The following is a 14,766-nucleotide window of genomic DNA, read 5'->3' as shown; positions in this document are numbered from 1 at the left end:
GGACGGGTGCGGTGGCGGCGCTCTATACACGGCAGGCAGCACCGTAAACTATACCCTAAAAAGCGGCAAGTGCGCGAAAACACTGACTATTATCCAGAAATAATTGCATCAATGGCATGTATAATGCCAGTCAAACCATAAAATTATAAATAATCCACTACCCTCCTCCTGCCGGACGGCGTTCACCGGCACCTCGAAAACTCCACCATGCCCGCGCTCCCTTCGTCCGCTTTGCCCTCGCTGCGCTCACCCTTCGCGCTGCTTTGCCGCCTGTTGATGTCCTGCTTGATCTTGCTGTCGGTTCCGTTCGCTCCGGTGCGGGCAGCGGACTGGCCGGTTTCTCCGGAGGCGGTCACGCCGTCGCTGCGTTTCAAGAAGCTGGGGCCGCTGGGCGGGGACGAACCATCGATGCTGGCGCTGCTGCAGGACCGCCAGGGTTATGTCTGGGTCGGCACCCACACCAACGGCCTGTATCGCTACAACGGTTACCAGGCGGTACGCTATGCCCACAACCCCGCCGATCCGCACAGCCTGCCGCACGACCGTGTCTCGGCCATTCACGAAGACGCCAAGGGCCGCATCTGGGCCGGCACCCAGAACGGCCTGGCGCGCTTCAATCCGGACACCAACGACTTCACGGTCGTGGCGCCAGCCCAGGGCCCCAACAACCACCGCATCATCAAGCGCATCATTGCCGACGGCCGGGGCGGCATGTGGATAGGCAGCTGGGGCGGCTTGCAGCACTACCATCCGGACACCGGCAAGTTCAGCGTGTATGCCCACGATGCCAAAGATCCCGGCAGCCTGGCCAGCAACGACCTCAATGCGCTGGCGCTCGATGCCGGCGGCGGCGTCTGGGCCGCCACCTGGCCGGGCGGACTCGACTACCTGGCGCCGGGCGCCACCAGCTTCCGCCACCACCAGGTGGATCCGGCCGTCCGCGCCGATGCCCGCGTCAATATCGTGCGTGCGCTGCAATTCGATCGCAACGGCGAGTTGTGGATCGGCACCGAGGCCGGTGTGGTGCACTGGGATGGCAAGCGCGACTGGAGCACGCGCACAGCCGTGCCCTCGCCCGCCAGCCGCATCACCGACTTCAACCTCGACAACCAGGGCCGGTTGTGGGCGACCACCCTGTCGGCGGGATTGCTGCGCTGGAACCGGGAACGCGGCGCCTTCGACCAGTTTGTCCATGCCGCCGACGATCCTTACAGCCTGCCCGGCGACAACCTGCGCGCCGTGATGCAGGACCGGGGCGGCATGCTGTGGATCGCCTCGTTTACCGATGGCATTGCGCTGGCCAATCTCAGCAGCGAAGGTTTTACGCGCCACGTGCCATTTCGCATCGACCGCCGTGCCGCGCCGGCCAGCAATGCGCTGCTGAGCCTGTCACGGGCGCCCGCGGGCCGGCTCTGGCTGGGCGGCAATGTGGGCATGAGCTTGTACGACCCCGGCACCCGCACGGTCGTCAAGACCTGGCAGGCTGACGGCCGGACTCCGGGCAATCTGAGCCACTCCATCGTATACAGCATGTACCAGCAGGACGATGGCAAGGGACCACTGTGGCTGGGCACCTCGAACGGCCTCAACCGGCTCGACCACGTGGACGGCACGTTCCGGGCCATCCACTTCGGCAACACCGCCAGCGACTACATCAACCTCATCGCACCCGGCGCGGGCGGCGCGCTGTGGCTGGCCACCGGCAACAGCCTGATCCGCTACGACCCGGCCACCGACGCCCGCAAGATCTATTACAACGACCCGCAGGATCGCACCAGCCGCAGCGTGGACGGCGCCTCCACCGTGCTGGAGGACAGCAGCGGCCGGGTGTGGGTGGGCTCGGAATGGAATGGCGGCGGCCTCGACTGGCTCGATCCCGCCACCGGCATCTTCCGCCACTTCCGCCATGACCAGGCGGACGCCGCCAGCATCAGCGACAACAACATCGTCAGCCTGCACGAGGACGCCAGGGGCCGCATCTGGATCGGTACCAGCAAGGGGTTGAACCTGGCCGTGTTCGAGGCCGGCGGCAAGGTGCGCTTCACCTCGTACGCGGCGGCCATGCGGTCGCAAAAAATCCTCGCCATCGAACACGACCTCGATGGCAATATCTGGTGCAGCACGCTGGCCGGCCTGTTCCGCCTCGATCCGGAGACAGGCAAGGTCAGCCTGTTTACCGCCGCCGATGGCTTGACCGAAGGGTTCACCGTCAACTCGTCCGCGCGCGGCGCCGATGGCACGCTGTACTTTGGCGGCGTGCACGGCATGACGGCGGTCACACCATCCAACGTGCGCAGCAGTTCGGTACCGCCGCAGGTGGCCATCACCGATATCACGGTGTTCAACCATTCGCTGCAAAACGGCAAGCCGCGCGCCAACGTCAAGGCCGAGGGACCGGTCACGGCGCCCACTGCGCTGACCTTGTCGTCGGAAGCGTCGGTGTTTTCGATCGAATTTGCCGCACTCCACTACACCGACCCCGGCCAGAACCGCTACGCTTACCAGTTGCAGGGTTTCGACCGCGAGTGGGTGCACACCGATGCCGCCCACCGCAGCGCCAGCTATACCAACCTCAACCCGGGCCACTACGTGTTCCGGGTCAAGGCCGCCAACCACCTGGGCGTGTGGAACGAGGAACCGGCCACCTTGCGCGTGACCATTACACCGCCGTTCTGGCAGCGCTGGTGGTTCCGCATGCTGGGCATGGCGCTGGTGGTATTTACGCTGGCGCTGCTGTACCGGATCCGCATCGACCGCCTGACGCGCCACCAGGTGCAGCTTGAAAAAGTGGTGGCGGCGCGCACGGCCGAACTGGAAGAGTCGAACCGCAAGCTGGCTGCGCTCAGCACCACCGACGGCCTGACCGGCGTGGTCAACCGGCGCGGCTTCGACCTGGCGCTGGCGGCCGAATGGCGCCGCGCGGCGCGCACCGGGCAGCCGGTGGCGCTGTCGATGCTCGACGTCGATTTCTTCAAAAAATACAACGACCATTACGGCCACCAGGCCGGCGACGCCGCCTTGCGCGCCGTGGCCGACCTGATCACCCACCACGGCCGGCGCGCCACCGACATCGCGGCCCGCTACGGTGGCGAGGAATTCGCCCTGCTGGCGGCCGATACCGGTGCGGCCGACGCCTTCGAGGCGGCGCAGTCGATGTGCGCCGAGCTGGCACGGCGCCAGTTGCCGCACGAGCAGTCGCCGTTCGGCATGCTGACGATCAGCATCGGGGTGGCAGTGCTGGTGCCGGGCGACGATAACTCGCCGGACATGCTGGTGGAAATGGCGGACCGGGCGTTGTACAGGGCCAAGCAGCGCGGGCGCAACATGGCCTTGCTGGCACATTAAAGTTCCACTTTGACCCTGGCCGCCACGCTGCGCCCGGCGCCGGGCGTGACGTACAGGCCGGCCCACGACGACGTGTAATATGCGCGGTTGAACAGGTTGAGCACGTCGAGCGACAGCTTGACCTGCCGGTTCACCTGCCAGTAGCCGAGCAGGCGCGCGGTCGTGTACGACGGCAGCGAGTAGGTGTCGGCATTGTTGCCCGAGCGTTCACCCACGTGGTTGACGCCGGCGCCCACGCCGTAGCGGCTGCCGTCAGGCAGGCGGTCTTCGCGGATCGCCAGCAGGCCGGCGCTCCATTTCGGCACGTTCATCAGGCGCGTGCCGGCTGCCAGGGTGCGGTCGCGGGTGACACGGGCGTCGTCGTAGGCGGCGTTGCCGCTTACGCGCCAGTGACGGCCGAGCTGCCCGGTCACGTCCGTTTCCACGCCGCTGCTTTTCACTTCGCCCGCCGCCACCGAAAAGCCCGGCACGTCGCTGGCCGTGAGCACATTGGTCTTGGTGATATCGTACACGGCGACGGTAGCGCCCAGGCGCTGGTCGGCGCTTTGCAGTTTCCAGCCCGCTTCGTAGGAACGCGATTTTTGCGGGTCGAAAGCATTGCCGTTGACGTCGATGCCGGTATTGCCCCGGAACGATTTGCCGGCCGACACATACAGCGAACTCCAGCTGTTGGGCAGGTAGGTGACGCCCGCGCGCGGCGACATGGCACTCTGCTTGCGCTGCAACTGGCTGCGGGCCACGCGGTTGACCAGGTCCTGGCTGTACTCGTCCCAGCGCAGGCCGGCCAGCAGTTTCCATTGTGCCGACAGGCTGACCTGGTCCTGCGCAAACACGGCTTTCACGCGCTGGCGTTCGTCCGAGCTCGTGGTAAGCGAGGTCAACGGACCGGCCGCGCGGCCGTACGCCGGTGCATAAATATCGATCGGGGTGTTGGCCGAGCGCAGGATTTCCATGTTCATCCACAGGCGCGAGGCTTCGGCGCCGACCAGCAGCGTATGGTCCAGGCCGCCGGTGGCGAACTTGCCTTCGAGCTCGCCGTTGACCGAGGTATCGCGCGACGGCAGCGTGCGCCAGGTGGCCTGGCGGTTCAGGGTGCGGTTGTCCGCCGCCAGCGATGTCGCTTCCGTGTAGTCGCCTTCGAACGTGCTTTCCTTGTAGCTTGCACCGAGGCGTGCGCGCCAGCCGTCGGCCAGCACCCGGTCCAGCGTCAGTTGCTGGGTCTTGCTGGAGAGGCGCATGTTTTTGTCGGTCGGCTCATTGAGGATGCGGTCGCGCGGCAGCAGGCCCAGCTGGCCGCGCACATTGATCACGCCACGGTCGAGCGGGGTGTCGGATTTGAGGATTTCCGCTTCGTAATTGAGCGTGGTGCGCGGGTCGATCTGCCAGGTCAGCGCGGGCGCCACCAGCATGCGCTTGTTGTGCAGCAATGCCGAGCGCGGATCGCCCTCCTCCGTCATCAGGTTCAGGCGGTAAGCGACGCTGGAACTCAACGGACCGGTGGTGTCCACCGTGGCGCGGCGCAGGCCGCGATCGCTGAAGCCCACCTCGGCCACGTGGCGCGCGGCAAATTTCGGCCTCTTGGTGACGATGTTGATAGTGCCGCCCGGCTCGCTGCTGCCATAGATGGCGCCAGCCGGGCCCTTGAGGAATTCGAAGCGCTCGACGGTGGCGGTGTCGCGCGGCGGGTTGTAGCCGCGTGCGCCGGGAAAGCCGTTGACCAGGAAACCCATGTCGGTGCTGGAAAAGCCACGGATGCCGAAGTTGTCCCAGGTGCCGCCAAAGTCGTTCATGCGCGAAATGCCGCTGACGAAATCGACGGTATCGGCCAGGCGCATGGCGCCCAGGTCCTCGAGCTGCTCGATGTTGACCACGCGCACCGATTGCGGCACTTCGCGCAGCGGCGTATCGGTGCGGGTAGCGCCACGGCTGGTGCCGGTGTTGTAGGCGGCGCTGCGCTCGGCCACCACGTTTACTTGTGGCAGGGCGGCGTCACCGTCGGCGCCAGCTTGCGCGTGGAGCAATGGCGTGGCGGACAGCAGGCCGAGGGCCAGCCAGGGATCGAGGGGACGTAACATGGTGCTCCGTTTCGGTGTTGAAAGTTGCGGAACTATAATCGAGAATGATTATCATTTGCAATCTATCAAGACGGATAACAAGCTGTTACATCCGCTCGGTCACGCTGTTAAAAAGTTTCCCACTCGTCGCCTTCCACTGTTTGCTTCGCGGGCTGTTTCGGCGCAGGCCTGGACGCAGTGGCGAGGCGTGGCGCAACCTTGGCCGGTGCCGAGGTCGTGGCTGCCACGGCGCGCCGGGCGGGCGTGGGCGCCACCGCCGCGCGCGTGCTCGATGCGTGGATCTTGAACACGCTGACCACGTCGCTCAGCTGCGCCGCCTGGTTCTGCAGCGATTCGGCCGCAGCCGCGGACTCTTCCACCAGCGCGGCATTTTGCTGGGTAACCTGGTCCATCTGGGTAATCGCCGTGTTGACCTGCTCGATGCCGTCGCTCTGCTCGTTACTGGCGGACGAAATCTCGGCCATGATGTCGGTCACGCGGGTGATGCTGGTGACGATCTCGCTCATCGTGGTGCCGGCCTGGTTGACCAGCTCCGAGCCGGCCTCCACTTTTTGCACCGAGTCGGAAATCAGTTGCTTGATGTCCTTGGCGGCAGCGGCCGAACGGTGCGCCAGGTTGCGCACTTCGCCCGCCACCACCGCGAAGCCCCGGCCCTGCTCGCCGGCCCGCGCTGCCTCCACGGCAGCATTGAGCGCCAGGATGTTGGTCTGGAAGGCGATGCCGTCGATCACCGAAATGATGTCCTCGATCTTGCGCGACGATTCGTTGATCGAAGCCATGGTGCCCACCACCTGCCCCACCACTTCGCCGCCCCGGGTGGCGATACCGGAGGCCGACTGCGCCAGCTGGTTGGCCTGGCGCGCATTGTCGGCGTTCTGCTTGACGGTGCTGGTCAGCTCTTCCATCGACGAGGCGGTTTCTTCCAGCGAACTGGCCTGCTCTTCGGTGCGCGAGGACAGGTCCTGGTTGCCGCTGGCAATTTCCGCCGAAGCGGTAGCGATCAGGTCGGTGCCGCTGCGCACCTGCGCCACCAGGGCTTGCAGGTTTTCCGTCATGGTTTTCAGCGCCCCCATCAGCTGCCCTGTCTCGCACGACGACGTGACGGCGATGTCACGCGTGAGGTCGCCTTCGGCCACGGCGGACGCGGCCGACACCGCTTCGCGCAGCGGCGCCGAGACAATGCGCGCCACCGCCACGGCCAATGCAAGGCCGATGCCGATATTCAGTGCCAACAGTACGATCGACGTGACGCGCGCCGTGTTGTAGGTGGCGGTCGCGGCATCGCTGGCAGCGTCGCCGCCGTCGATATTGAGTTTGACCAGCTGGCCCGTGACGTCGGTCAGTGCGCCCAGCACCTTGGCCGACGCGCCGCGCGACATTGCCCGCGCCGCGTCCTTGTCGCCGGCGGCCGATAGGGCGATCATCTTGGTATGCTCGGCCAGGTAGGCGGTCCAGTTCTGGTCGAACGTGGCTACCAGCGCTTTTTCCTCGGCGCTGCTGATCAGTTTTTCGTAGGCCTCGCGGTGCGTCTTGATGGCAGCGAGCGTGGTGGCAATGCGCTGGTTGTAATCGGCATATAAGCCGGCCTCGTCGTTGAGCAGGTGCGACAGCTCCCAGCGGCGCAGGTCGCTGACGTCGCTGCGCAACTCCATCGCCATGCGCACGCTTGGCATCCAGTTCTCGGCCAGGTCGCTGGACGCCTGGTTGACGCGCGCCGTGGACAAAATGGAACTGACGCCCATGAACAAGGTCAGCAACAACACCACGCCAAACGACACCAGCAACTTGGTAGCAATCTTCAGGTCATAAAACCATTTCACGGCGCGCTCCTGGGAACATACACGGGGTTCCCAGTATGCAGCGACCACTGGTCACTAGCCAGCACCATCCGATGCTTGTATCTAGACAGCAACAGAGCCCATGATATCGGGTAAATATTGCCCATAAAAAGCGGCGCCCGAGGTGACGGGGCGCCGCTTTTTTTACAAGAAATGCGCTGTGTTACAGCTTGCCGCTCAAGGTCAGGAACACCTGGCGTGGCGCGCCGGTAAGCAGGGTTTGTGCCGTGCCGTTCGGGTCGCGGGCCTGGAAGCCGTTGGTGCCGACGGTGCTGATGTACTGCTTGTCGAACAGGTTGCTCACGTTCACTTGCAGCGACAGGTCTTTCATGAAGCCCAGCGACTCGAGCTTGTAGCCGGCCGAGAGGCTGCCGATCCAGAACGCGTCGACGCTGGCGTCGTTGGTGTAGGTGTAGTAGCGCTTGCCCGTGTACTTGCCGCCCAGGCGTGCGAACCAGGCGCCGCTGTCATACGATGCTTCCGTGCTGAACAGGGTTTTCGGCGCACCGGCCACCTGCTTGCCGTTCACCTGGACCAGGGTGGTGCCGTCCATGTAGTCGGACTTGTACTGGGAGTCGTTGTACGTGGCCGAGTTGAACCAGCTGAGCTGGCGGTTGATTTTCCACACTGCGATCGCTTCCACGCCGCGCGTATCGACCTTGCCGACGTTCACAAAAGTGGACGGGCAACCGACGATGCCGGCGCAAGTGGCCACGGAGAGCTGGCGGTCGTCGAAGCGGGCGCCGTACACGGCCAGCGAGCCTTGCACCGCATCGCGCTTGAAGCGGTAGCCGAGGTCGATATTGGTCGAGGTTTCCGGTTTCAGGTTGCCCACGCCGGCGTCGTACGCGGTCTGGGTTTGCGAGAACGGTCCGCCCACGCCCGGCTGGTGCGCACGCATGTTTTTCGCGGCCGAGGCGAAGAGCTCGTCGTCGGCGCTCAGGGCATAGTTGGCGCCCACTTGCGGCAGGAAAGTCTTCTCGGCGTTGAGCTGGCCGGCGGCGCGGTTGCCGATGATGTTGCGGGCGGAAATATCGACGCTCATGCTCTTGAAGCCGGCATTCACTTTCAGCTTGCCATCCATCAGCGCCACGCTGTCCTGCAGGTAGAACTGCGAGGTGGTGGTGATGAAGTTCTGCTTCCAGTCGATCTGGAACGGGTTCGACAGGTAATACATGGTGTCGGCCGGGCCGGTGACCGCGTAGTAGGCGCGGGTGCCAGTGTGGTCCGAACGTTCGCCCCAGGCGCCGAAGGTAACGGTGTGCGCACCCAGCTCCAGGCTGGCATCGGCCATGATGCCGTTGCGGTTGATACGGTATTCGGTGGTGCGGATCGACAGCGGGTTGGCAGCGCTGGTGGCGACGTACGGCGTGTACCAGTGGCCTTCGCCCTTGTTGTCGTGGTGGTAGCCGGTGGTCTTGAGGTTGAAGGACGGGGTCAGGTTCAGGTCCAGGATCAGGCCGCTCAGATTGTCCTTGCGCAGGCCGCCGGCCGAATAATAGGCGTCGTCGAGGCTGGTAACGTTGCCGCTGAACTGGCCACGGGCGGCATTCAGGGCGCGCTGCCAGTCGGGCTGGTAGTTGTCCCAGTCGTAGCCGAGGCGGCCCAGCATTTCCTTCGACATATCCTGGTAATCGACTTCCTTGCGGTCCGAGTAATTGAAGAAGCCGGTCAGGCTGTTGCTCTCGCCAAAGTTGAAGACGAAGCGGGCATTGACCTGGTCCTGGTCCTGGCCGCCTTCACCCTTGGTCTTGTCGCTGCGCTGGCGGGTGCCGCTCAGCGATGCCTTCATGGCGCCGCCGATCAGGCCGGTATCGACGCGGGCAAAGGTGCGCGAGGTCGAATCGCTGCCCACGGTTTGCGACACGGTCAGGCCGCGTTCGTCGCTGGGCGCCAGCGTGAAGAACTGCACCGTACCGCCCAGGTTGCTGGTGGACGCGGTGGCCAGCGCGCCGGCGCCCTGCGACACCTGGACGCGACCGATGTTTTCCGACGATACGGCGCGGCTGATGTGCAGGCCGTTGTTGTTGGCGTAGCTCATGTCGCCGAGCGGGATACCGTCAAGCGTGAAGCCCAGCTGGCTCTGGCTGAAGCCGCGCAGGCTGAACGACGTTGACCATTCATAGGCGCCGAACGGATCGGCCGACTGGAAGTTCACGCCGGGCAGCTTGTCGAGCACTTTCAAGGGGCTGGTGCCCGGCAGCGCTTCGGCCAGGTCGGCCTTGTTGATGTTCTGCACCTGGCGCGACTGGCCGCGCCCCGTGATTTCCACGGTCTGGACCGGACCGGCCATGGCGGCCACGGTAGCACTGTCGGCCGCTTCTTCCGCGTGAGCGTGGATGGCCAGGGCTTGCAGCACGAGCAGGCACAAAGGTTTCAGGGGGAAGCGCTGGGACATGGCTGTTCTCTTTCTTGCTGGGTGAGTTGGTATCAATCAGCAAGATTGTAAGAACAGCATGTGACGTTGCGATGACGTGGCGATGACAGTTGAGTGACACTGCAACAGCCTAGGCGGCCAGGGCTGCCCTGCCCACGGCAAAGTCGAGCAGCGCCTCGGGCGCGATTGGCCGCGAGATATGGTAGCCCTGCAAATAATGGCATCCCATCCGCTCGAGGATGGCAGCCTGGCCGGCCGTCTCCACGCCCTCGGCCACCAGTTTCAGGCCCAGCGAGTGGCCCATGGCGATGATGGCGTGCACCAGGCTGTTGCTGCGGTCGCTGTGCTCGATGTCCATCACGAACGCGCGGTCGATCTTGAGCGTGTTCAGGTGAAATTGCGTCAGGTAGCTCAGCGACGAGTAACCGGTGCCGAAGTCGTCCAGCGACACGCCCACGCCCAGCGCGCGCAGGCGGTCGATCACGCTGTGGACATGGCCGCCGTCGTCGATCAGCACGCGCTCGGTCAACTCCAGTTCGAGCTGGCGCGGCTGCAGGCCGTGGCGCGCCAGCGTCTGCTGCACCAGCGCCACGAAGAATGGATCGGCCAGTTGCCATGCCGAGACATTGATGCTGACCGTGACCGCGCCCAGCGGGCCATCGCGCCAGGCCGCCATCTGGCTGCACGCCTGTTCGAGCACCCAGGCGCCCACCGCCACCACCATGCCGCTGTCTTCCGCCACCGCGATGAAACGGTCGGGCGGCACGTGGCCCAGTTGCGCGTTGTGCCAGCGGATCAGCGCCTCCACCTTGGTCAGCGTGCCGGTGCGGGCATCGACGATGGCCTGGTACACCAGTCGGAACTCGTTGTTGTCGATCGCCCCGCGCAGGGCGCCGTCGATCTCCAGCGCGCTCTTGGCGGCGGCGTTCATCGAATCGTGGAAAAAGCGCAGTTCGCCGCGTCCGGCCTTCTTGGCCTCGTACATGGCAATGTCGGCATTGCGTATCAGGGTGTCGCTGTCGCTGCCGAGCGCGGGGTAGCAGGCCACGCCGATGCTGGCCGACACCCCGATCGCATGGTGCAGCAGCTGGAAGCGCGCCGACAGCGCATTCAGGATGTGCTCGGCGCAGCGGCGCGCGGCCGGCTCCGCACTGCCCGCCGCCAGGTCGGGCAGCACGACGATGAACTCGTCGCCGCCGAAGCGCGCCAGCAGGTCATTCGGCCCCAGCAGGCCGCGCAAGCGCTGCGCGGTCTGGCGCAGCAGGTCGTCGCCGGTGGCGTGGCCGAAGGAATCGTTGACACGCTTGAACTTGTCGAGGTCGAGGAAGAGCACCACGCATTCGCGGCCCTGTTCGCGGCACTGCGCCACCTCGCTGGCCAGCGCCTCGGACAGCGCATGGCGGTTGAAACAGCCGGTGACAGGGTCGATGCATGCGGCCTGGTTGAGCAGGTCGTCCTTCTTCTGGCGCTCGGTAATATCGAGCAACTGCACCAGGCAATACAACTGGCCGCGCTCGATATACGGCGAGCCGGCCATTTCCAGCGGCAGGCGTGCTCCGGAATGCAGGGTCACCACGGCGGTATCGGTCATCGGGTATTGCACGCCGGGCGCCTCGAAGCGGCGGAAATAGTCATCGGCCATGGCCGGGGTCAGCCTGGGCAAGATTTCGCTCAGGTGCTTGCCCACCAGGTCGGCTGCCTGCTCGAACCCCAGCAAGCGGGCGCCGCGCTCGTTGGCGACGTGGATGATGCCGCGGCGGTCGCGGATCAAAAAGCCGTGGCTGAGGCTGTCGATGGTACGCGCGTAGCGCTGCTGCATTTCATCCTGCACCGCGTAAATCAGGCCCAGCATCGACAGGGCTTTCAGGATGGACGTGCCGGCAAACCACAGCAAATACCATTCCGGCGGCAAGGTGGCGGCACTGACCAGGTTGAACACGCCGCGCGCCATCAAGGTGCAACCGAGCAAGCGATAACGGCGCTGGGCGCGGACCAGGCGCACGCCCATCCACACCATCACCAATCCCAGCGCCGCGGCGCTGCCGGGCGGCACCCAGTGCGGATGCAGTTGCCAGAGCAGATAAAATCCGGCGGTGGCAATAACCATGACCACGATGATCGGACGCCAGTGACGCCGCCGCAAGTCGCCGAGAAAATATTGCGTGCCACTGTAGTAACCGGCCATGCCGATGACCAGCATCAGCGCGCAGACAAATAAACGCCCGGATGGCGATAAAACCGCCGCGCCGGTAAACCAGGTCAATCCACCGGCCATCACGGCCGCCTGGCCGATACCCCATAGCAAGGCGTGCTTTTCCTTGCGGTGCATCAGCCATAAAAATACCAGCAATGCCACCAGTATGGCGTCCACCGCAAAGGCGGACGTCATCAGCGACAAGTTCACGTATTGTTCCGGCAGTATGCTCATCACCTGGCGCCGTTGGCGTGCTAACAGTTTCTTGATAACACCTATTGTATGCCAGTAACAGGGGATATATATATGCAAGCCGAAATTTAGGGATGTGCTGCGCAGCGCTGGATAAAACCGGATTTTTATGCTGTATCCGGCTGCCGGAACGTCAACGCAGTGCCTCCCCGCCATGCAGTCGCGCCAGAAATGAGCATGATGGTGCCGTTTTTTAGCTTTTTTACCACGGCAGTATGCGCCCTGGCAGCCGGTTCAGCCGCGCCGGCCGTTTTACAGGAAGAGTGAGATGGCCAGCAGCCACATCACCACCGCTATCGCGCCATCGAGAATACGCCAGGCCAGCGGCCTTTTAAAAATCGGAATTAAATACTGTGCGCCCAATCCCAGGCTGAGAAACCAGATAATCGACGCCAGCATGGCGCCGAGAGCAAAATACCATGGCCCCACGCCCGGTTGCTGGCCGCCGATAGAGCCCAGCAACACCACGGTGTCGAGATAAACATGGGGATTTAACAGGCTGAATGCGAGCATGGCGGCAATCACCTGGCGCTGGCTGACGGCAGGGGCCTGTTTATCGAGTTCGAAACTGGACGATTTGAATGCCGAGCGTGCGGCGCGTACCCCATACCAGAATAAAAATGCTGCACCGGTGATTTTTATCCAGAATAACAGGCCGGGCATATTATTAATGACTTCGCCCATTCCTGCCACGCCGGCGCCAATCAGCAATACGTCGCACACGATGCAAATGGCGATACAGGTATAGACATATTCGCGCTTCAGCGCCTGGCGCAGCAGGTAGGCGTTTTGCGAGCCGATCGCGATGATCAGGCCGCCACCCAGCCCGATTCCCTTCAACAAAGCGCCCAGTTCCATGCTTGCCTCCTGCAAAAAAACCACAGCTTAGCGGCGCCTCGAACATAAGTATAATTAATAATACTCATCAAATATTAGGGACGCTAATGAGCCGTATCGACTACCGGGGCCTGGCGGCGCTCGACGCCGTGGTGGAGCATGGCAGTTTCGACAAGGCCGCCGCTGCTCTTTCGATCACGCAATCGGCAGTATCGCAGCGCTTGCGCATGCTGGAAAACCAGGCCGGCGAGCTGCTCCTGCTGCGCAGCCAGCCGCCGCAGGCAACCGCAGCCGGCCACCGCCTGATCGCCCATTACCGCCAGGTGCGGCTGCTCGAAGCCGCCCTCGACAGGGCCAACAGCTCTGGCGCGGGACGCCCGGAACTGGCGATCGCTGTCAATGCCGACAGCGCCGTGACCTGGCTGCAGGAGGCGGTCACGCCGCTGATGGAAACTGGCGACTGCATGCTGCACATCACCATGGACGACCAGGACCACACCCTGGCCATGCTGCGCGAAGGCCGGGTATTTGGCTGTGTGACCAGCGAAACCGCGCACGTGGCCGGCACCACTGCCACGCCGCTGGGACTGATGCGCTACCACTGCCTGGCCAGCCCGGGGTTTGCCGCACGCTGGTTCCCGGATGGCTTGACGGCAGCCAGCGTGCAAACCGCGCCCGCGCTCGACTTCAACCGCAAGGATGCGCTGATGGCACGCTTTATCGCCCAGGCCACCGGCTACCAGGGCCGTTACCCGCATCATTCGTATGCATCGTCGGAGGGTTTCGTGCGGTTCCTGGAGGCAGGTTTTGCCTACGGCATGGCGCCGCACCTGCAATGCGCGGCGCAACTGGCGGCCGGCACGCTGGTGGACCTGGCGCCGGGCCTGGTGCTGGACGTGCCGCTGATCTGGCATATGTGGGATATCCAGACGCCGTTTACCAGTGCGTTGTCGGCGCAGGTGATCGCCACGGCGCGGCGCTGGCTGTTGCAGCCAGCGCTATGAGAACCTGTCGCGGCGGGGAATGAGGCGCGGCTTGCGCGCCTCGAGAGGGGCCGGCGAGGCTCGTTTATCGCATGGCGGCCATGCCTTTTTCCTCGCGCGTTCCTGGCTAACGAGGCATCGCAATCCGCTGCCTTCTGGCGCAATGGGTTCTAAAACAGGTCGATCTGGGTTGACTGCGGCTCCGGCGGCTGCACTTTCTTCTTGCGCGGCGGCGGCGGATCGAACCAGGCGCGCATCAGTTCGGGCGGAAACGACTGGAAATAGCTGCGCGCGCGTTCGGGATCGCGGCAGCGCAGCCAGTCGTCGTATTCATCGGCGGCAATCACGATCAGCGAACGTTTTTCATCACCGGGCTTGTGGAAGCGCCGCATCAGCGGATGGTCGTCGGCGTTGACGGTCAGTTGCGTGAACGAGTACTCGGGACCGTTTTCACCGGGCCACTCGCGCCACACGCCCGCGACGGCGAACGGCGCGCCGTCGGCGCGGCCGATCTGCCAGCGCTGGGCCGCGCCCGACTCGTAATTCGGTTCGAAAAATCCGGTCATCGGCACCAGGCACAGTTGCCCCTCGCGCCAGCATTTCGCGTACGAGCGCAGCTGCGCCACGGTTTCGCTGCGGGCGTTCATGGTGTCCCACGGCTTGACCCCGGGTGGAATCTGCCGGCGCGGCACCAGCCCGTACGTGGCGGTGGTGCACACCAGCTGGCCTTGCTCGTTGTAGCGGATGATGGGCGCCGGGTAGTCTTTCCAGCTCTCACCCGGCCAGTCGTCGCCCTCGAACAGGGTGAGCTGAAACAAATCGGCCAGCAGGTCGCGCGACGTGGGCCGGTAGTTGGTACACAAGA

The 14,766-nt window shown here is 64.4% G+C and carries 8 protein-coding genes; 2 read left to right on the top strand and 6 right to left on the bottom strand.

Features of this window, described 5'->3' with window-relative positions; translation table 11 throughout:
- Window positions 1–276: 276 nt before the first annotated feature.
- Window positions 277–3,345 (top strand): ligand-binding sensor domain-containing diguanylate cyclase, encoded by a 3,069-nt coding sequence (locus tag SR858_RS03175; RefSeq protein ID WP_019924781.1) that lies wholly within the window; start codon window positions 277–279, stop codon window positions 3,343–3,345.
- Here the strand turns inward: SR858_RS03175 and SR858_RS03170 are convergent.
- The 5 genes from SR858_RS03170 to SR858_RS03150 all read right to left on the bottom strand — a co-directional run bounded on the left by SR858_RS03170 (window position 3,342) and on the right by SR858_RS03150 (window position 12,939).
- Window positions 3,342–5,420 (bottom strand): TonB-dependent siderophore receptor, encoded by a 2,079-nt coding sequence (locus SR858_RS03170; protein WP_019924780.1) that lies wholly within the window; start codon window positions 5,418–5,420, stop codon window positions 3,342–3,344. The two genes, SR858_RS03175 and SR858_RS03170, sit on opposite strands and share 4 nt — an antisense overlap.
- 107 nt (window positions 5,421–5,527) lie before the next feature.
- Window positions 5,528–7,240 (bottom strand): methyl-accepting chemotaxis protein, encoded by a 1,713-nt coding sequence (locus SR858_RS03165; protein ID WP_019924779.1) that lies wholly within the window; start codon window positions 7,238–7,240, stop codon window positions 5,528–5,530.
- Window positions 7,241–7,421: 181 nt separating this feature from the next.
- Window positions 7,422–9,656: a TonB-dependent receptor gene (locus SR858_RS03160; RefSeq protein WP_026637826.1), complete on the bottom strand. Its 2,235-nt coding sequence runs from the start codon at window positions 9,654–9,656 to the stop codon at window positions 7,422–7,424.
- Between the two features lie 109 nt (window positions 9,657–9,765).
- Window positions 9,766–12,063, bottom strand: coding sequence for a putative bifunctional diguanylate cyclase/phosphodiesterase (locus SR858_RS03155; protein WP_026637825.1), 2,298 nt, complete (start codon window positions 12,061–12,063; stop codon window positions 9,766–9,768).
- 270 nt (window positions 12,064–12,333) lie between these two features.
- A complete protein-coding gene (locus SR858_RS03150; protein ID WP_019924777.1) occupies window positions 12,334–12,939 on the bottom strand; it encodes a LysE/ArgO family amino acid transporter in 606 nt (201 codons plus the stop codon).
- Between the two features lie 86 nt (window positions 12,940–13,025).
- Here SR858_RS03150 and SR858_RS03145 point away from each other — a divergent pair, with 86 nt between their 5' ends.
- The gene (locus SR858_RS03145; protein ID WP_019924776.1) at window positions 13,026–13,922 is read left to right on the top strand and encodes a LysR family transcriptional regulator ArgP; all 897 of its coding nucleotides are present in this window, start codon (window positions 13,026–13,028) and stop codon (window positions 13,920–13,922) included.
- 149 nt (window positions 13,923–14,071) lie between these two features.
- Here SR858_RS03145 and SR858_RS03140 read toward each other — a convergent pair whose 3' ends face one another.
- A complete protein-coding gene (locus tag SR858_RS03140; protein WP_019924775.1) occupies window positions 14,072–14,764 on the bottom strand; it encodes an SOS response-associated peptidase in 693 nt (230 codons plus the stop codon).
- Window positions 14,765–14,766: the final 2 nt, after the last annotated feature.

The organism is Duganella zoogloeoides, assembly GCF_034479515.1.
Classification (GTDB): domain Bacteria; phylum Pseudomonadota; class Gammaproteobacteria; order Burkholderiales; family Burkholderiaceae_D; genus Rugamonas; species Rugamonas zoogloeoides.
The sequence above is the reverse complement of the archived record's forward strand: the minus strand, read 5'-3'. Positions and strand labels throughout refer to the sequence as shown.